This is a genomic window from Microbulbifer variabilis, from assembly GCF_020524905.1.
Taxonomy (GTDB): Bacteria; Pseudomonadota; Gammaproteobacteria; order Pseudomonadales; family Cellvibrionaceae; genus Microbulbifer; species Microbulbifer variabilis_A.
The window spans coordinates 600,478-618,986 of sequence record NZ_JAIVKI010000001.1 but is presented as its reverse complement, the minus strand read 5'-3'; the positions used below and the strand labels follow the sequence as shown (position 1 = coordinate 618,986).

General features: G+C 55.0%; 16 protein-coding genes. 2 read left to right on the top strand and 14 right to left on the bottom strand.

The window, feature by feature from the left end:
* Window positions 1-37 precede the first annotated feature (37 nt).
* The 7 genes from rodA to LC073_RS02570 form a co-directional block, all read right to left on the bottom strand.
* Window positions 38-1,183: a rod shape-determining protein RodA gene (gene rodA, locus LC073_RS02600; RefSeq protein ID WP_226643083.1), complete on the bottom strand. Its 1,146-nt coding sequence runs from the start codon at window positions 1,181-1,183 to the stop codon at window positions 38-40.
* The gene (mrdA, locus tag LC073_RS02595) at window positions 1,176-3,068 is read right to left on the bottom strand and encodes a penicillin-binding protein 2 (protein ID WP_226643081.1); all 1,893 of its coding nucleotides are present in this window, start codon (window positions 3,066-3,068) and stop codon (window positions 1,176-1,178) included. Before mrdA ends, rodA begins: the two co-directional genes overlap by 8 nt.
* A gap of 122 nt (window positions 3,069-3,190) precedes the next feature.
* A complete protein-coding gene (gene rlmH, locus LC073_RS02590) occupies window positions 3,191-3,667 on the bottom strand; it encodes a 23S rRNA (pseudouridine(1915)-N(3))-methyltransferase RlmH (RefSeq protein WP_226643079.1) in 477 nt (158 codons plus the stop codon).
* A gap of 5 nt (window positions 3,668-3,672) precedes the next feature.
* Window positions 3,673-4,050: a ribosome silencing factor gene (rsfS, locus tag LC073_RS02585; protein ID WP_226643077.1), complete on the bottom strand. Its 378-nt coding sequence runs from the start codon at window positions 4,048-4,050 to the stop codon at window positions 3,673-3,675.
* Window positions 4,050-4,736 (bottom strand): nicotinate-nucleotide adenylyltransferase, encoded by a 687-nt coding sequence (gene nadD, locus LC073_RS02580; RefSeq protein ID WP_226643070.1) that lies wholly within the window; start codon window positions 4,734-4,736, stop codon window positions 4,050-4,052. Before nadD ends, rsfS begins: the two co-directional genes overlap by 1 nt.
* Before the next feature lie 34 nt (window positions 4,737-4,770).
* Complete coding sequence (locus LC073_RS02575; RefSeq protein WP_226643068.1) at window positions 4,771-6,066, bottom strand: glutamate-5-semialdehyde dehydrogenase; 1,296 nt, start codon at window positions 6,064-6,066, stop codon at window positions 4,771-4,773.
* 90 nt (window positions 6,067-6,156) lie between these two features.
* The gene (locus tag LC073_RS02570) at window positions 6,157-6,762 is read right to left on the bottom strand and encodes an LON peptidase substrate-binding domain-containing protein (RefSeq protein WP_226643066.1); all 606 of its coding nucleotides are present in this window, start codon (window positions 6,760-6,762) and stop codon (window positions 6,157-6,159) included.
* 165 nt (window positions 6,763-6,927) lie between these two features.
* Between LC073_RS02570 and LC073_RS02565 the strand changes: the two genes are divergently transcribed.
* Window positions 6,928-7,209, top strand: coding sequence for a peptidylprolyl isomerase (locus tag LC073_RS02565; RefSeq protein ID WP_152454689.1), 282 nt, complete (start codon window positions 6,928-6,930; stop codon window positions 7,207-7,209).
* A gap of 79 nt (window positions 7,210-7,288) precedes the next feature.
* Here LC073_RS02565 and LC073_RS02560 read toward each other — a convergent pair whose 3' ends face one another.
* From LC073_RS02560 to mpl, 4 genes are all read right to left on the bottom strand, one after another.
* On the bottom strand, window positions 7,289-9,871 hold the full coding sequence (locus tag LC073_RS02560; protein WP_226643064.1) for an efflux RND transporter permease subunit: 2,583 nt from the start codon (window positions 9,869-9,871) through the stop codon (window positions 7,289-7,291).
* Window positions 9,872-9,989: 118 nt separating this feature from the next.
* Window positions 9,990-10,265, bottom strand: coding sequence for a SelT/SelW/SelH family protein (locus LC073_RS02555; protein ID WP_226643062.1), 276 nt, complete (start codon window positions 10,263-10,265; stop codon window positions 9,990-9,992).
* 20 nt (window positions 10,266-10,285) lie between these two features.
* A complete protein-coding gene (locus LC073_RS02550) occupies window positions 10,286-10,906 on the bottom strand; it encodes a flavin prenyltransferase UbiX (protein ID WP_226643060.1) in 621 nt (206 codons plus the stop codon).
* Between the two features lie 53 nt (window positions 10,907-10,959).
* Complete coding sequence (mpl, locus tag LC073_RS02545) at window positions 10,960-12,348, bottom strand: UDP-N-acetylmuramate:L-alanyl-gamma-D-glutamyl-meso-diaminopimelate ligase (protein WP_226643058.1); 1,389 nt, start codon at window positions 12,346-12,348, stop codon at window positions 10,960-10,962.
* Between the two features lie 281 nt (window positions 12,349-12,629).
* Here mpl and LC073_RS02540 point away from each other — a divergent pair, with 281 nt between their 5' ends.
* Window positions 12,630-13,892, top strand: a complete 1,263-nt coding sequence (locus LC073_RS02540; RefSeq protein ID WP_226643056.1) for a 6-phosphofructokinase — start codon at window positions 12,630-12,632, stop codon at window positions 13,890-13,892.
* An 86-nt stretch (window positions 13,893-13,978) separates the two neighbouring features.
* Here LC073_RS02540 and LC073_RS02535 read toward each other — a convergent pair whose 3' ends face one another.
* From LC073_RS02535 to LC073_RS02525, 3 genes are all read right to left on the bottom strand, one after another.
* A complete protein-coding gene (locus LC073_RS02535) occupies window positions 13,979-14,335 on the bottom strand; it encodes a VOC family protein (protein WP_226643054.1) in 357 nt (118 codons plus the stop codon).
* Window positions 14,336-14,373: 38 nt separating this feature from the next.
* Window positions 14,374-14,745, bottom strand: a complete 372-nt coding sequence (locus LC073_RS02530) for a hypothetical protein (protein ID WP_226643052.1) — start codon at window positions 14,743-14,745, stop codon at window positions 14,374-14,376.
* A 258-nt stretch (window positions 14,746-15,003) separates the two neighbouring features.
* Window positions 15,004-17,862, bottom strand: coding sequence for an ExeM/NucH family extracellular endonuclease (locus tag LC073_RS02525; RefSeq protein WP_226643050.1), 2,859 nt, complete (start codon window positions 17,860-17,862; stop codon window positions 15,004-15,006).
* Between the last annotated feature and the right edge of the window lie 647 nt (window positions 17,863-18,509).

Genomic DNA, 18,509 nt, shown 5'->3' with positions numbered 1-18,509 from the left:
TCTCTACATCCAGTTTTTTACTTGCGCCGCAGTTCCATCAAAAATGCACCCTGCGCCGCTCGGTCCCTACGGCCATGAGAATACCGAATCCCGCCATCAAGGTAATCAGTGAGGTTCCACCATAACTGATGACTGGCAAGGGTACCCCCACCACTGGCAACAATCCCGTAACCATACCAATGTTTACAAACACATAGACAAAAAAAGTGAGCGTTATACTCCCCGCCAGTAAGCGCCCAAACAGATGTTGCGCCATAAAACTAATATAGATACCGCGGGCAATCACCAATACATAGAGCAAAAGCAATAACAGAGCGCCACGCATCCCCCACTCTTCCGCCAGCACCGCGATAATAAAGTCGGTATGGCTCTCCGGCAGGAAGTCCAACTGCGACTGAGTACCCTGTAAATAACCTTTGCCGTAGATACCCCCTGAACCAATAGCCGCTTTGGAATTGAAAATATTCCATCCGGCACCGAAACGATCGTCGTTGGGATTCAGCAACGTCAGAATACGCTGGCGCTGGTAGTCCCTGAGTCCCCATTGCCAGATTGGCCAGGCGGATACCAACACTCCCATGGCCGCTGCTCCAATCAATTTCCAGCTCAACCCGGCCAAATAAAGCGCGAACAGGCCGGAGGCAGCAATCAGGATAGAGGTTCCCAAGTCTGGCTGGCGCACGATCAAGGCGGCCGGCACCGCCACAATGGCCAGAGCCCCTGCGACAGTCATTAGAGATGGGGGTTGAGCGCGCTGGTGTAGGAAGGCGGCCACCATCATTGGCACCCCCAGTTTCATTACCTCCGAGGGCTGGAAGCGGAAACCGGCAACCTCCAACCATCGTTGAGCACCCTTAGCACCGGTGCCAAAGAGCAGCACCCCCACTAACAGGGCGCAGCCCCCCAGGTAAGCCCAGGGAGACCAGCGCCGGTAAAAATCCAGTGGGATCTGCGCGACAATAAACATGCCGGTAAACGCCAGGCACATAAAAATAGACTGGCGCCGTACGTAATTCATATCGCCGCCGGAGGCACTGTAGAGCACCCCCAGCCCTACGGAGGCCAATACCAGTAACAAAACCAGCAGCGGCACATCGATGTGCAGGCGCCGCGCCAAGCTCACCGGCTTTCGGAGGCTGCCGTGGGCATCGGACAGCCGGTGGGAAAAATCTCGGCTAGCCATTATCCGCCCCCTCAATCAATCTAGTTTCCTGTGCCGTTTTCTCCTGGGTATCCGGGCGCGGCACCCATTCGGCAAATACTTCACGAGCCACCGGCGCCGCCACTTTGCCACCGCCCTCGCCGTTTTCCACCAGAACAGCTACTGCAATTCGAGGCTTATCTACAGGCGCAAAAGCTACAAATAGGGCGTGATCCCGATGGCGCTCTGCCAGGGCTTCGGAGTCATAGCGCTCTCCCTGGGCAATACCCACCACCTGGGCGGTACCGGACTTACCGGCAACACGGAAATTCAGCCCCTTACCAGCGCGCTTACCGGTGCCATGGCTGCGGTTCACTACCGCTTCCATCCCCTCAAAGACCAGGTTCCAATTTTCCGGACGGGCCTCCAGGTTGTGTAAAACTTCCGGTGGCTGCTCCACACCGTTGATGCTTTTTACCATCTGCGGACGGTAGTGGGTGCCGCGATTGGCGATAGTGGCAGTCATCACCGCCAGCTGTAATGGCGTCGCCAATACAAAACCCTGCCCCAGTACCGCATTCAGGCTGTCACCGGGGAACCAAGGCATACCTCGAGCGCCACGCTTCCAGTCCCTTGAAGGAAACAGGCCGGCGCGCTCCATAGGCAGATCAATACCAGTCTTGGCACCCAAACCAAAGTGGGTAGCCATATCGTGCATGCCATCAATATCCCAGCGGTGCGCCATATCCCAGAAATAGACATCACAGCTCTGCGCCAAAGCCTGTATCAGATCCACTTTATTACCGTGGCCCCAGCGCAGATGGTCACGATAAATACGCTGGTCGTTGGGCAATTTGTAGAAACCCGGATCCTTGATCTTGGTTTCACGGGAAATTACCCCAGCCTCAAGCCCCCCAAGGCTCATCAGCGGCTTCAGGGTGGAACCTGGTGGGTATTGGCCTTGCACGGCGCGATTAAAAAGGGGCACATCGAGGGAATCGCTGAGGGCGCGATAATCGGCAAAACTGATCCCGGTCACAAATAGGTTGGGATCGAAGGAGGGTTTGCTAACGAAGGCCAGCACACCCCCGGTATTTACATCGATAGCGACAACCGCACCGCGTTGGTCACCCAGGGCATCGGAGGCCACCTGCTGCAAATGGGCATCCAGGTGTAGGGTCAGGTCCGCACCGGGCTTGGGATCCTGGCGTTCCAGCACCCGTAACACTCGGCCGCGTGCATTGATCTCCACATTTTCATAACCCACTTCACCCAGCAGGGTTTTCTCATAGGAGCGTTCCAATCCCACCTTGCCGATGCTGCGGGTACCGCGGTAGAGGCGTACGTCCTCTTTAGTGAAATTACTTAGGTCTCGATCACTAATACGCCCCACATAGCCGACACTGTGGGCAAACAGATCCCCCAAGGCGTAGTAGCGCACCGACTCGGCTTCTACAGAAACCCCCGGCATTCGGAACTGGTTGACACTAACACGCGCAATTTCCTCTTCACTCAGGCGAAATCTCAGGGGTATTGGCTCAAACGGGCGGCGGCGACCCAGGCGCTTGCGAAACTTGACCACGTCACTGTCGTCGAGGCGAATCAGATTACCGATCAATTCAAGGGTCGCATCCAGGTCCTTTACCCGTTCGCGCACAATAGAGAGGTTATAACTGGCGCGGTTATCGGCCAGGAGAATTCCGTTGCGATCATAAATCAGCCCGCGAGTCGGAGCGACAGGGCGCACCTGGATACGGTTCTCATCGGACTGGGTGCGGTAGTTATCGTAATTAACCACTTGCAGGTTATAAAAACGCGCAATTAATACTCCCAGCAGTGCAATTACACCCAGAATGGCCACCAACATACGGTTGCGAAACAGTCGCTGTTCCGTGTGTGGGTCCTTGAGGTGATGTTCGTGAGGCATTGGCGTTTTTTAAACGATTATGACTGGCGCGGGAAAAGTCTAATTCGGACTACATTACCACAGCGAGCGCACGGAGAGAGAATCCCAGTTGGCAAATCTCTCCGCACTTGGTCGCAAATGTCCTATTTGTGATAGGGGTGGCCGGCAAGCAGTGTCCAGGCACGGTAAACTTGCTCAGCCAAAACCACACGCACCAGCGGGTGCGGCAGGGTCAAAGGCGACAGGGACCAGCGCTGGTGTGCCCTGCTCAAGCAGTCTGGAGAGAGCCCATCCGGGCCGCCAATCAGCAGACTGACATTTTCCCCCAGCAGCTGCCAATCGCGCAGCTGATCGGACAGTTGCTCTGTACTCCAGGGCTTGCCCATGACGTCCAGCGCCACCACATGATCTCGCGGACCGAGGGCGGCAAGCATTGCCTCGCCCTCTTTCTTCCGCGCTTTTTCAATCAGCGCCGCGGAGCTTTTCTGCCCACGCTGCCCCAGGGGGATCTCCACCATTTCCAGGGCAATTTCACGGGGTAGACGCTTAGCGTATTCGGCATAACCCTCTTGTACCCAAGTGGGCATTTTGCCTCCGGCTGCCAGGATGCGAACCTTCACCCTATTCAGCCCTGGTGGGGATCGCTGCCATCCGCCTCGTCGCGGGTATTCGGGGTCATAGACCAGAGTTTTTCCAGATCGTAGAAATTCCGTACGTCTGCCAGCATTACGTGCACCACCAGGTCACCGTAATCCACTAATACCCACTCGCCCTGTTCTTTGCCCTCAACACCAATCGGGCGCACGCCCTCTTTTTTGAGTTCCTCTACCACATTATCTGCCAGCGATTTCACTTGGCGGCTGGAAGTACCGGTGCAGATCACCAGGTTGTCCATCACATCGGAGAATTCAGAAACATCCAGAGCAACAATGTCTTTGCCCTTGAGATCTTCCAGAGCGTTCAGCGCGATATCTTTAATATTTGTCATAACACCTTGATTCATTACTGGTCACCAGTGGTAACCGATTCTGTATAGAGTTGATGGTCTTCAATATATTGCAACACAGTTGCTGGCAGCAAAAAACGCGGCGACTGGCCGCTGCCCAGCAGCTGGCGAATCTGTGTAGCGGAAATTGGCAACAGGGTCTGCTCGCGCAAAACCAAGTGGCCGTAAGCGTATTTGTGTAAATCGGCCACAGTGCCGGAATGCTGATGTAGTAATTTCGCCAATTCAGCATTGCCACCCGGTTCACCCACTTCCGGCAAATGCCAACCGGGTCTGGTCACCACGACCAAGTGTGCCAACTCCAACAGCCGATGCCAGCGATGCCAGCGATGCAGAGTCAACAGGGAGTCGGTGCCCATACAAAAACTGATGGACACCTGGGGCCCCAATTCTTCACGCAGAGCCTCGAGAGTATCCACCGTGTAAGTATCACCCCCGCGCTGCAGTTCCCGCTCATCCAACTGCAATTCATCGCAACCATCCAACGCCAGTGCCAGCATTTCACTGCGCTGACGCGAGGAAACCCCGGGACTCTGACGGTGTCGCGGCTGGTGGCTGGGTAGCAGACGCATTTCATCGAAATCCAGGGCCTGGCGCAGCTCCAGCGCCATGCGCAGGTGGCCGAAGTGCACCGGATCGAAAGTGCCGCCGAATAAGGCGATGGTCTGCCGCTTAGTTGCCAAAATTACCTCTTTGTTGGCTGCCGGGCCCGAAAAACTACCGGCGGATATGCCCGTCGCCGAGCACAATCCATTTCTGCGAGGTGAGCCCCTCGAGCCCCACCGGTCCGCGGGCGTGGATTTTATCAGTACTGATACCGATTTCCGCCCCCAGACCGTATTCAAATCCATCCGCAAAGCGCGTGGAGGCATTGACGATCACCGAACTGGCGTCCACTTCGGCGAGAAAGCGGCGGCTGCGGCTGTAGTCTTGGGTCACAATGGCCTCGGTATGACCGGAGCCATAGCAGGCAATATGGTCCATTGCGCCATCCATATCTGCCACGACACGGATGGCGAGAATAGGCGCCAAGTATTCCTCACTCCAGTCGCCGTCACTGGCCGCGTTGATCTGCGGCAGTATCTCGCGAGTGCGCTCACATCCGCGCAGTTCCACCCCCTTTAGCGTATAGGCCTCTGCCAATCGTGGCAGCATTCTCTCGGCAATGGCTTCGGCCACCAGCAGGGTTTCCATGGCGTTGCAAACGCCATAGCGGTGGGTTTTGGCATTTAGAGCGATCTCAAAGGCCTTCTGCTCGTCGGCCAAGTCATCGATATAAACGTGGCAAACGCCGTGCAGGTGTTTGATCACTGGTACCGTGGCCTCTCGGCTGACCCTTTCGATCAAGCCGGTTCCACCACGCGGCACAATGACATCCACAAAATCGGGCATGGTGATCAGGGCGCCCACCGCAGCGCGATCATTGGTATCCACCACCTGTACTGCCGTTTGCGGCAAGCCCGCCTCGCGCAGCCCCGCACTGATGCAGGCGGCAATAGCCCGGTTGGACTGCAACGCCTCACTACCGCCGCGTAAAATGGTCGCGTTGCCAGATTTCAAGCAGAGACTGGCCGCATCAATAGTCACATTGGGGCGAGACTCATAAATGATCCCCACGACACCGAGGGGTACACGCATCTTACCCACCTGAATTCCGCTGGGGCGATAGCATAAATCCTCAATTTCCCCTACAGGGTCCGGCAGATCGGCCACCTGTAACAGGCCTTCGATCATACCGTCGATACGTTCATCATTGAGTTCCAGTCGGTCGAGCAACGCCGCATCCAGACCGCGCTCGCGTCCTGCCTTCATATCAGTCGCATTGGCCTCGGCTAACTGAATGCGCTGGGCCTCAAGCTCAGCGGCAATAGCCTTGAGAGCACGATTCTTGGTCTCGGTATCGGCGCGCGCCATCATACGAGAGGCCTCGCGGGCGGCTCGACCCATTTGTTCGAGCTTGTCGCGGGTGGATTGCTGATCAGAGGTAGCAGTCGTGGTCACTTGGCTCTCCATGCGAAATCCGGTCGGCCGCGCAGTATACCCCAGCGGCCGGGGGTTTAAACGGCATAAATATGGAGCTGTGGCGGGATTGTTACAACCTGGTCACTCCCGACTCCAACGATCCAGGTTCTCGGCGATATTAGCGAGGCGCGCTAGAGGATCTTCAAGGCCCAGCAGATCCACCCTCGCCTTATCTTCAAGGGGTAATAGCTGGGCCAGTTGCCAGGACAACGCATCGGCGGAATCGACATTATCGAACTTGAGTGAAAGATCCTTAGCGCGTTCCTTTAACTCCTCCAGCACTGCCAACAGGCCATCGCAGTCGGCAGGTATCGGTCGGGGTGTGTTGTCCGGCAACCACTCCACATCGCCGAGTAACAGGCCATCCTCAGCCCTCTCGGTGTGACTTATGCGAAAACGCCGCCGCCCCACCACCTGCACATGCAGCAGGCCCTCTTCACCCTGACTCCAATCGACAATATGCACATAGACTCCCAGTGGCCACACTGAGGCATTACCCACCTCACCGCCAGAGCGAATCAACACAACACCAAAACCGCTTTCATTTTTCAGGGACTCGCTGATCAGATGAAGATAGCGCTGCTCAAAGATGCGCAGTGGTAGGGCAACCCCTGGGTATAGGGGCACACTCAGGGGAAAAAGGGGAATCTGTTGCAAAACGCGCTCTCGTCCGCTGTGTTTGAACACTAAAGATACCATTGCCGATAGGTTCACCGAGATGACTGGTGAGGCCTTTTAACGCCAATCCGGCAAACTGAGACCTAAATTCGCCTGAGTCCCGGCAATTGTCGGTGGCAAGAGCGGCTTGCAGCTATTAAGCTGCAGCGGTTTATTAACGAATGGAGATTATTCATGCCCAAAGCAACAGCCCGCCATATCTTGGTTCAGACTGAAGACAAGTGCCTGGAATTGAAAGATCAAATCGAGAATGGCGCCGATTTCGGCAAAATCGCTGAGCAGTTCTCCCAGTGCCCCTCCGGCCGTTCCGGTGGTGACCTGGGCGAATTCAGCAAGGGTATGATGGTACCGGAGTTCGACAAGGTCGTTTTCTCTGAGGAACTGCACAAGGTACACGGCCCGGTGAAAACCCAGTTCGGCTACCACCTGCTGGAAATCACCAGCCGCCAGGATTGATTCCCCGCGAGTTAATCTGCCAATAAAAAAGCCGGGCTGTTGCCCGGCTTTTTTATTGTTAGTTTTGTAGAGAATTCCCTTAGGCCTTGGCCGCACTCTCTGGAATTTCCATCTCACCACTCTCTACAGAACCGGCTCCCAGCGGCTTAAATATCACCAGTAGCAGTGGCAACAAAGTCAGTGAACCCAGCAGTGCCGCAGACATGGCCGAAGCGGTAAGCAGGCCAAAATAGATTGACGGCACAAACTTGGACAACGCCAGTATCGAGAAGCCGGCAATGATCGTGATTGCCGTGTAGAACATGGCACGGCCAATTGTGGCGTGGCTGCGATGCATAGTGGCCAGGTAATCGCCATCTTTCGCAAACTCGGCACGGAAGCGATACAGGTAATGAATCGCGTGGTCCACACCAATTCCCACAGTAATCGCGGCGATGGTGATCGTCATCATATCCAGCGGAATACCTGCGAGACCCATGCCGCCGAGCACTACACAGGCCGCCAACATATTTGGCACCAGCGCAATGATGGCAATCGATAGAGAGCGGAACAACACCAGGAACATCAGCAAGATGCCTACAAACACCGCTCCCAGAGTCAGAATTTGGGATTTGAACAGGCTCTGCAGCATATTGTTATAGAGCACTAGCAGTCCTGTTTGGTGGATATTTTCCGGCGCTATGCCCATTTCGTTATGCGCGTAATCGTAAATGCGCTCGATCAATTCACCACGGCGCAGGTTTGGATCCGTCTCCATCACCCGAAGAGTAATGCGTGCCTGGTTGTGCTCAACCGAGAGATAGGGATCTACCAATACGCCGCGAATTTCCGGCGGCAGGCTGGTATTGGCCACCGCCAGTTCGAAATCATTGAGCTGACCACCTTTGAGGTCCCGCGCCACCTTGTACAAAGTTGCCAAGGACTGCACTTTGCCGATCTCGGGCTGCTCTTCCAGGTAGTCGTGCAGCTGCTCCAATGTGCTGAGCCCGGCCACGGTAAACCAATAACTCTGCTGCGGGGCCGCCTCCTCACCGCCAAAGGGGTCTTCTTCGGAAGCGGCGAAGGGGTCCTCTTCTACCGCAAGCGGGTCTTCTTCCGCCTCCACGGCAAAGGGATCTTCCTCACCCTCGAAGGCCGCCGCCTCTTCTTCGGGTTTATCGAGAATGATATCCAGGGTCACGGTGCCGCCCAGTCGGCGGTCGATCACCAGCATACCCTGATAAATTTCGGTGGAATCATCGAAATAATCAATAAAGCGGTTTTCCACTTTGAGCTGCGACATGCCCACCACACTGACCAGCGCAGCAACCAGGGAGACCCCCAGCACCACAAACTTATGACGCTCGGCAAAGCTGGAGAAGCGCAGGGTAAAGGCATGGGAATTATCCTCGCTGACCTTGCCTTGACGCTTGGGCAGGATCATCAGGAAGCATGGGATAATCAGGAAGGACAACAGCAGGGCCAGGGTGACGCCCATCGTCATCATCCAGCCAAAGTCGATCACCGGGCGAATACCGCTCACCACCAGCGACACAAACGCAACAATGGTGGTCAGGGCCGTATACAGGCAGGGCTTGGCCATAAAGCGCACTGTCTGCAGTACCAGAGTCTCACGGCTCCAATCGGGGTTTTGCACAATATATTCGCGGTAGCGCACCGCCAGGTGGATAGTGATGGCCAGAGTGATAATCAACAGCAGCGCGACGAAGTTTGCGGAGATCACGGTCATGCGCCAGTCGAGCCAGCTGAGCAGGCCCAGGATCATCACCGCGGTGGTGACACAGGTCAGCAGAGGTAACAGCACCCAACGCGGCTGACGGAAGATCAGCAAAAGGGTAAGAATAATGAAGATGAGGATGCCCACACCGAATACCACCAGATCACTCTTGATAAAAGTGATCATGTCCGAGGTAATCATGGTGACACCGCCGAGGAACAGTTCCGCCTCACCTTTATAACCGGCGAGAATCCCGCGTACCTCGTCGACCCGGGCCCGCGCTTCCAACTCCTGAGCTGTGCGATGCTCCAAATAAATAGCACTCACCTCTTCCAGGCGCGCGGCCTCTTCCGGGCTCAGGCCTTCGTCTTTGCGCTTGCGGCGCAGGGCATCGCGCTCACGCACCAGTTCAATACCGCGGCTGTCCAGCGCCAGGTTGGCGAGCAGTGCTGTCGTCTGGCCGTCCGGGCTCAGGATCAATTCGCGATAGATAGGGCTGGAGAGAAACTCCTGGCGAGCCAGGTCCCGATCGGTATCGGACTGGGACAGGGTGCGAATCTCATCGGTAATATCGGTTAGGGACAGTTTTGGGCTGTACAACAGCGGTACATCCAGAATGGACTGCACACTGGAAACGCCATCTACTCCGGCCAACTCATCACGCAGCTTGCCCAGAGTTTGCAGGGACTCATCGCTGAACAGGTCGCCATCTTTATGGCGGTAAGTCACTACCAGGAAATCACCGCTGGCATAGCGCTCGGCGATCTCGCGGAAATAATCCAGCGATTTGTCTGCTTCCAGGGTAAGGGAGTCTGCCGAGGCATCGATTTTGAAGCGGGGCAGACCCATCGCTGCCAGCAGGGTGAGTAGGCCGATAACCACCAACACAGCCAATGGCCGTTTGGTTACCAGGAATTCATAAGAGTTCTTCAGAGCTGACAGCATAGGTTTCCGCTTGTATCCAATAAATCAGTGGGCCGCAGTACGGCGCATATTTTGATCGCCTCGGCAGTGCTGGTGCAAATACAAAATTTGCGTTTACCCGGCACTATTGGAAATATTTTCAGGGAGTATCGATATGTCCCAGATCGCGCTCGGGAAACAACAGGTCCCGCACGCGCCGCTTGAGTTCCTTTGCTCCGGGAAAGCCGCCATCGCGCTTGCGCTCCCAGATCAAATTTTCACCAATTCGGATTTCGAATACTCCTCCAGTTCCGGGTTGTAATGCAACCTGTTGAAGGTCATCCGCAAAAGTGTAAAGCAACTCTTGGGCCATCCAGGTAGCCCGCAACATCCAGTTGCACTGCGAACAGTAGTGAATAGTTATGCTCGGTTTCACTATTTTTTATCTCCCGTGACCTACTCACCCCAGGCCGGCAACAACTTTTGTACCACGCCCAGCTGGTCGAGTAGTCTCGCCACCACAAAGTCGACAATGTCCTCGACCGTGCGCGGCTTCTGATAAAAACCGGGGCTGGCCGGCAGAATCATCGCTCCCATACGGGTGAGTTTGAGCATATTTTCCAGGTGAATCTCCGAGTAAGGTGCTTCTCTCGGAACCAAAATCAGCTGGCGGCGCTCCTTCAGCGCCACATCCGCAGCACGCTCAATCAGATTGTTAGAGGCTCCACAGGCAACCGCCGATAAGGTGCCGCCGCTGGCCGGGCAGATCACCATACTGGCCGGTGCACCAGTGCCGGATGCCACCGGCGAAAACCAGTCGCGCTTGCCAAACAACTGCAACTGGCCCTCTTGAGCGCCGAACCGATCGGCGAGAAAGGCCTGCAGTGTGTCGTCGTCCCCCTCCGGCAGTTGCAGGTCGGTCTCGGTATTAATCACCACCTGAGCCGCCTCGGACATCAACAGCCAGACGCGCACGCCGGAGGCGAGCAGGCACTGCATTAAACGCAGGCCATATTGAGCCCCGGAGGCCCCAGTCATGGCCAGGGTGACGGTTTTATCAAATGTGGGTTGCTGCAAGATTATTCCCCGATTACCCGTCCACAACCCAGAGGCTGTAGCCGTTGACGCTTTTAGGTCGAGCGGTTGTATTTTTGTTCCAGGGCGCCGATCAGGCGCTGGTGTATGCCACCGAAACCACCATTACTCATCACCACGATATGGGAGCCCTTGCCCGCGAGCTGCAGCGCCGACGCCACTCCATCCTCTATGGTGTCAAAAACCTTGGCTGGCACCGGGGAGTGATGAGTCACATCATCCAAAGACCAATTCATACCCTGGGGCTGATACCACAAGACCATATCCGCGCCGCTACAGGCATTGGCCAACTGGCCCTGGTGCACGCCCATACGCATGGTGTTGGAGCGGGGTTCAATCAAGGCGATGATCTTGTCCTTACCCACCTTGGCCCTGAGACCACTGAGGGTGGATTCGATTGCCGTCGGGTGATGAGCGAAATCGTCATAAACACGAATACCGGCCACTTCACCTAGGCATTCCATACGACGCTTCACGCCTTCAAATCGACCCAAGGCGGCGGCACTCAACTGGGGCACCACACCCACATGGCGGGCTGCGGCCATGGCGGCGAGGCCGTTGCGCACATTGTGCATACCGGTGAGATCCCACTCCACACGCGCCACTTCGGCACCCTCGAATAGCACGGTAAAGCTGCTGCCATCCGTAGCAATATCCACCGCACGCCAATCGCCTGCACTAATCCCCGGCTGGTCTTCACTGGCAAAGCGCTGTACTTCACTCCAACATCCCTGCTCCAGCACCTGCTCTACATTATCTTCCGCGGCGGCGACGATCAGGCCATTGCCGGGCACCGTGCGCACCAAGTGGTGGAATTGGCGCTGGATCGCTACCAAATCGTCGAAGATATCCGCGTGATCGAATTCCAGATTGTTGATAATCACTGTGCGTGGGCGGTAGTGCACAAATTTGGAGCGTTTGTCGAAGAAAGCCGTATCGTATTCGTCCGCCTCCACCACAAAGAAAGGGGATTCCCCCAAGCGCGCCGATACCCCAAAGTTGCCCGGCACACCGCCGATCAGGAAGCCCGGCTGCATATCCGCCGCTTCCAGAATCCAGGCCAACATGCTGGCGGTTGTCGTCTTGCCGTGAGTGCCCGCTACTGCCAGCACCCAGCGCCCACCGAGGAAATGATCGCAGAGCCATTGGGCACCGGAGGTATAGGGCAAACCTTGTTCAAGTACCGCTTCCACGGCTGGATTACCGCGGGACATGGCATTACCGATGATCACCAGGTCCGGGGCCGGTTCCAGCTGGGACGGGTCGTAACCCTCGGTAATCTGGATTCCCGCCTGCTGCAGTTGAGTGCTCATGGGGGGATAGACATTGGCATCACTGCCGGTTACCCGGTGGCCCTCGGCCACCGCCAATTGGGCCAGACTGCCCATAAAGGTGCCGCAAATACCGAGAATGTGGATATGCATGGCGAAAATCTGTACTCCTGAGGGTTGCGGCGCAAGCTTAACACGGCCAAACAGACCAGTAATTGCCAAATACCTTGTTTGCCATGCAATTTACTCGCTATTCCATTAAACTCCGCCCCCGCACAAATCGGCCTCACCCCCGGTAGGGTGGTAGGAGTTTTCCAGCTAAGGCCGACACCCGATACGAGCTCCCGGAGTTCCCCAATGGCGCCGCCAAAGAGCGCCCAACAGACAACCGGATCGGGTCACTTCCCAAGATCGCTATGAAATACAGGATAACCATGTCGAAGAAGAATGCCTTTTACGCGCAGTCCGGTGGTGTGACTGCCGTAATCAATGCCTCCGCCTGCGGCGTAATAGAAGCCGCCCGTGAAAACCAGGACAAAATTGGCAAAGTCTACGCGGGGCTGAACGGCATCCTCGGCGCACTGCGCGAGGAGCTGATCGACGTGAGCCAGGAAAGTGTGGAAGATATCGCCGCACTGCGTCACACCCCCTCCGGCGCCTTCGGCTCCTGCCGCTACAAGCTGAAGAGCCTGGAAGAGAATCGCGCCGAGTACGAGCGACTGATCGAAGTGTTCAAGGCCCACGATATCGGCTACTTCTTCTATAACGGCGGCGGCGACTCCGCTGACACCTGCCTGAAAGTCTCCCAGCTGTCTGAGACCATGGGTTACCCAATCCAGGCCATCCACATTCCCAAAACGGTGGACAACGACCTGCCCCTGACCGACAACTGCCCCGGCTTCGGTTCCGTAGCCAAATATGTTGCGGTTTCCACCAAGGAAGCGGCCATGGACGTCGCCTCCATGTGCGCCACCTCCACCAAGGTCTTTATCCTCGAAGTGATGGGTCGCCACGCGGGCTGGATTGCCGCCGCCGGTGCCCTGGCCCAGGAAGAGGAAGGCGATGCACCGCATATTATCCTGTTCCCGGAAGTGGCCTTCGATAAAGAGAAGTTCCTGGCCAAGGTGCAAAAGACCGTGGACGAGAAAGGCTACTGTGTGATTGTCGCCTCCGAGGGCGCCCAGTACGAAGACGGCACCTTCCTCGCCGACGCTGGCACCACCGATGCCTTCGGTCACAAGCAATTAGGCGGTGTGGCACCGACCCTCGCCAATATGATCAAAAGTGAGCTGGGCCTGAAATACCACTGGGCACTGGCCGACTACCTGCAACGCGCCGCCCGCCATATCGCCTCTGCCACCGATGTGGAGCAGGCCTACGCCGTCGGTCGCGCCGCCGTGGAAATGGCGGCAGCCGGCAAGAACGCCATTATGCCGGCGATTATTCGTGCGGAAGGTGAAGAGTACAGCTGGTCTATCGCCGAAGCTCCGCTGTCTGAAGTGGCCAACATCGAAAAATTTATGCCGACAGAATATATCAGTGAAGACGGCTTCGGAATTACCAAAGCGGGACGTGAGTACCTGTTACCGTTAATTCAGGGTGAAGACTACCCCCCCTACAGAAACGGCGTACCCCAGTATGCCAAGCTGAAAAAACAGCTGGTGGAAAAGAAGCTGGACACTAAGTTTAAAGCATAAGCGAAGAACTTATCGACCAGAATAAAAAAGCCCCCAACTAACAACGGGGGCTTTTTTATTGAGTCCAGTTTACAAACTTACTTTTACTATTCCATATCCGACCAAACCGCGAATTCATTACCACTAGGCTCGGTAAAATGAAAACGACGGCCGCCGGGAAAAGAAAAAATTGGCTTCACCACGGTACCGCCGCAGCGCTCAACTTTTTGTAAGGTATCTTCTAGGTCAGAGCTATACAAAACTACCAGCGCTGCACCGTTTGCGGTTTTACTCTGCTGCTCGGCGAAAAAAAATCCACCATCAAGTCCCGCATTAGAGAATGCTGTATATTCCGGGCCGTAATCGGTAAAACCCCAGGCAAAAGCCTCGGCAAAAAAATCCTTGGTTTTCTGTAAATCTTTGGATGGAAATTCTACATAATTAATTTTTTCATGAGCGTGCATCTTAGCTTCCCTTCCATTTATTGTGTGAGTTGTGGGATTTAGGTGGCCGGTTTAGCTGGAGTCTCCACCACCCGAAAACTGCCATTAGCTATTGCCAGTGGCCTGTCATTATGCACTATGACTGCGCGATCCAACATCAGGTCAAAATCCAACATCGCATACAGTACAACACCACGCCGCCCCTGGTAGACCTCAGGCCAGTAGATCAGTGTCGCCATACGCACCCCCATGGGTTCGTAACAATAACGCGCCGCTCCTACCAGCTTTCCCAAAGCAGTGATAGAACAGCTGGAATCTGTGTCATAACTGACGATATGGGTGGACAGTTCGGGGAAATCACCCTGCTTGGAATAATGCGTGCCAGTCCACTCCAGGCTCAGCCCGGCAAGACTTTCGAAGGTGCGCGACATAAAGGCTGCTGCCCTGCATTTCTATGTCTCATCATTATGGCTTCTCTGCCCAACTACAGAGGAGTGGGGAAGCTTTTTTTCGGGCAACCAATAGACTGTGTCGAAAAAATAAAAAAGACCGCACCACCAGGGTGCGGCCATTCGCTTCTAGGGAAAAGCTATCAACTCAAAGAATCCTGGTGAAGCGACGACAGGGAATGCAAAACCCTAACGCCAGGGCAACCAGAATATTTATTATTAATCAAAAATTGACATATATCAGCGTGGCCAGGAAATTTTTACTAATTGGGAGGCGCTGTCTTCAGCACCCTCGCGATCGCTTACTGTGAGAGTAATTTCGTAATTGCCTGTTTGTGCGTAGCGGTGTAACGCCCAGCGACCGTAACCCTGCTCTCCATCCCCAAAACTCCAGTGGTATTGCAGTTTATTATCGCCACTGTATTGGCTGCGGTCTTCCACCCATACCCAACGGAAAAAGCGATGTAGTTTAAAGTCGGCTTGCAGTGAAACGGCATCAACTTTCACTTCAACGATCTGCTCCTGGGTGGAAACCGCACCTCGATCGTCTTCCACTTGCAGGCGCACTAAATAATCACCCGGAGTATTAAAGTTGTGGCTGGGGTTTTGCTCAGTGCTGGTTACACCGTCACCGAATTCCCAGAACCAGCTCAGCAGTTCACCATCCGCATCGCTGCTGCTGTCGATAAAGTCAACCAACAGCCCTTCAGATTCCCAGCTGAATTCTGCCGTGGGTGCCAGGTTATCCGCACCCAGATCCAGCTCGACGATTAACGGATCGTGATCAGATGCGCGGAATGGTCCCGTCGAATACAGATTTTCCTGCTGTTCTGCGCTCTTGTTCTCGGTGTTGTAATCCAGCACACGGGGTTCGTCCGCATTGATATGCCAATCCACCGCGGCGGTCACCAGGGGGGCCAAGGATGGGCTGGCGAGCGCGTGGTCCAAATAGCCAGACTGGCCGTCGTAGACATAGGAATAGGCCTCACCCGCGCCATACCATTCCAGCAGGTCGGTATAACCCGTCCCCTTGAAAGTGGTAATGGGGTTTTCCATGGCGTAACTGTTGAGGTCACCCAGCACCAGCACGCGATCAATTCCGGTTCCGGTGGGATCATTGTTGACCCAGCTCACCAGAGCATCTGCAGCTTGAGTCCGCAAGGCATTCCAACAGCCTTGGCCATCGCCCTGATCGCTATTCAGGCTGCCATCATTTGGGCAGCTACCCTTGGATTTAAAGTGGTTCACCACCACGGCGAGCTCCTCGCCGGAGGAGAGTTCGGCAAAAGCCTGCAACAGCGGTTGACGATTGCCATCGTCAAAGGGGTAGTCCTGCAAGGTAATGGCGCTGCCAATAGGCGCAACGCGATCACTGCGGTAGATCATTCCCACGGCGATTTCATCACTGCCCAGCTGCGTGAGGTCCGGCTGCACAAACTGGTAGCTCTGCCCTGATGCGGCAGCGTTGAGCCCATTAACCAGATCCTGGATAGCGCTATCGGCACCATAGCCGTCATTTTCCAGTTCCATCAGGCCGACGATATCGGCTTCCATACGCAGGATTGCAGAAATAATTTTCTCTCTCTGGCGCCCAAACTCTTCCAGAGTATCTGCACCGCGCGAAGTGGGGAATCCGCCCCCGTTGCCGTCACCATTGAAATAATTCAGCACATTGAAGCTGGCAACGCGCAGGCTGCCATCGCCCGGTAGAATCGGCGCTTCATCGCGGAAATTAACTGGGTTAAATTGAGGCACTTCCACTGGGTGTACACGGTAAGCACCAAAGCCAAAACCCATCACGCCAGTGAGCCCTTCTAAGGTATCGCCACTGCGCAGGGTGTTAGAAGCGCTGAGTCCGGAGGCCGGATAGGGCATTTCCTCAGGATTTTGCACGGTGGAACCATCGTCCAGAATAATCTGGTTAAGCCTGTTGGCTTCCACCTGAGCCGCTGCCGCTGCGCCGGGCATATTGTTATGGGTGGGGATATACAGGCGACCGTTGGACAGGATTACTTCACCATAACGACCTAGGTTGTAATGGCCATTGACGGTGAGGCTCTGCGGGAATTCAACCAACATCCCTTCGAGTTGCTCCTGCTCTGCTACTGAGCTAAATGGCATCAGCACATTAGCGGGCGTTACCTGATAGCCGCTTCCACAAATGCTGACATCGTCGATTTGGTTCAACTCAGTGAAATCAAAGAACTCATCGACGATACCGCCGACACGCACTAAGTCGCCAACCTGTACGTTCACACCAAAGGCATTATCGTGCACAAACAGCCCTTCGGAGGTCGCATCCACACCATCCTGATCGCTGTCCTCTTCCTGCAGGAAGAAGCCGGCCAGGCCGGTATTGGGGTCTTGGAAGTTGCCGACGACCACCGCCTCAATTTCGTGGCGCTCACCTTTGAGTGCACTTGCAGCACCATCACCCTGTATCTGGCTGATTAAGGTCGCAGCATCGCCACAGGCTCCCAGCTCAACGCCTCCATTGCCATTTCCATCGCTATCTCCATTGTCATTGCCACCATCGGCACCATGCCAACCGAGATGATCGAAACTATTCAGGCCGGCGCTGGACCACTCCAGGGAGGGATCGAAGGCACTGCTGCCATCGGTGCGGCCGGTCTGTATATCCAGGTTACGGATCAGTGTCTGATTCTGTGTTCCAAGGCTGCTATTGCCCCACTGGCTACCGGGATCTGTGCCAATTTGGCCGATCACATCGACAAAACCATTGGGGCCTACCAGCGCTACAGCATCATCGCCATTAAACAGGCTGCTGGTATAAATCTGGTCGGCCTGATCCAGCAAGGCTGCATCGGCACTGCCGTGGGCCAGAACAAATACTGCACCGCTCTGCAAGGTGCCACTCAAAGCGATATTTGTTGAGGCGCTATCAGAGCCGTTGAAAAAAAGCTGGATTGAGTAATCGCTCAGATCAATCGCAGTTTCGCTGCCGTTAAAAATTTCCAGCGCTTTATTGTTACCACTGCCCTCAATGTACTCCGAGATAATGAGGTCGCTGGCTTGGACCTCTGCAGCCATCAGTGGAAGACCCAGGGCTGCCAGAGCAGCCAAGCCAAATTGTTTCATCGTTGTTATTCCCAATTACCTGATACGGATTAGCGGCGCACAGAGTGGCGGGGAATTCCTAAATTTCGATGAAACAAATGTTAAATTTCGGTTTCAATTTTGTGTTATTTGAAGTGCTTGGCATTTGCTGACAGCGTAAAATTGTGAGATCCAAATCGAATAAAAAGTTAACGGGTTCACAGGATTCGTGGAGAATTCCACAATTCAGCCAGGCCCTATCTCACACCCTATCTATGGCGCTGTCTGCAATGACCAGTGCGCCTGAGACTATGCCGCTTTGCCAAAACTCCGGAAATTTTGCCATGCTAATCACAGTGAAAATACGAACATTAACCGGTGACAAACATTTCTATTTTGAAGCCGGTAAGCCCTAAAGGAGATTCCATCAACTGGCTAGCAAAGTGGCATACCAAGGCCACCGAGAACAACAATGGAGTAAAGAAAATAGAGTGAATGCCCAGCAATTGAGCAGGTCAAGCATTATCGGTAGTGCCTGCACCGGTGAATCCCATATGATCGATGCACCTCAGTCTCTGCCATTTAGCTTGGAAATTGGAATACCCTCTAGTCTAGTCGCCCAGTTTCCACTTTATCTAAAGGCTCAGTTAACAGGGAGGACCAAGGGGTGAGACCGGAAATTGAAACCA

Bases quoted from the DNA above. Each gene is read 5' to 3' on its own strand.
- rodA (WP_226643083.1), bottom strand. From the start codon at position 1,183: ATGGCTAGCCGAGATTTTTCCCACCGGCTGTCCGATGCCCACGGCAGC.
- mrdA (WP_226643081.1), bottom strand. From the start codon at position 3,068: ATGCCTCACGAACATCACCTCAAGGACCCACACACGGAACAGCGACTG.
- rsfS (WP_226643077.1), bottom strand. From the start codon at position 4,050: ATGAATCAAGGTGTTATGACAAATATTAAAGATATCGCGCTGAACGCT.
- LC073_RS02575 (WP_226643068.1), bottom strand. From the start codon at position 6,066: ATGGAGAGCCAAGTGACCACGACTGCTACCTCTGATCAGCAATCCACC.
- LC073_RS02565 (WP_152454689.1), top strand. From the start codon at position 6,928: ATGCCCAAAGCAACAGCCCGCCATATCTTGGTTCAGACTGAAGACAAG.
- LC073_RS02560 (WP_226643064.1), bottom strand. From the start codon at position 9,871: ATGCTGTCAGCTCTGAAGAACTCTTATGAATTCCTGGTAACCAAACGG.
- mpl (WP_226643058.1), bottom strand. From the start codon at position 12,348: ATGCATATCCACATTCTCGGTATTTGCGGCACCTTTATGGGCAGTCTG.
- LC073_RS02540 (WP_226643056.1), top strand. From the start codon at position 12,630: ATGTCGAAGAAGAATGCCTTTTACGCGCAGTCCGGTGGTGTGACTGCC.
- LC073_RS02535 (WP_226643054.1), bottom strand. From the start codon at position 14,335: ATGCACGCTCATGAAAAAATTAATTATGTAGAATTTCCATCCAAAGAT.
- LC073_RS02530 (WP_226643052.1), bottom strand. From the start codon at position 14,745: ATGTCGCGCACCTTCGAAAGTCTTGCCGGGCTGAGCCTGGAGTGGACT.
- LC073_RS02525 (WP_226643050.1), bottom strand. From the start codon at position 17,862: ATGAAACAATTTGGCTTGGCTGCTCTGGCAGCCCTGGGTCTTCCACTG.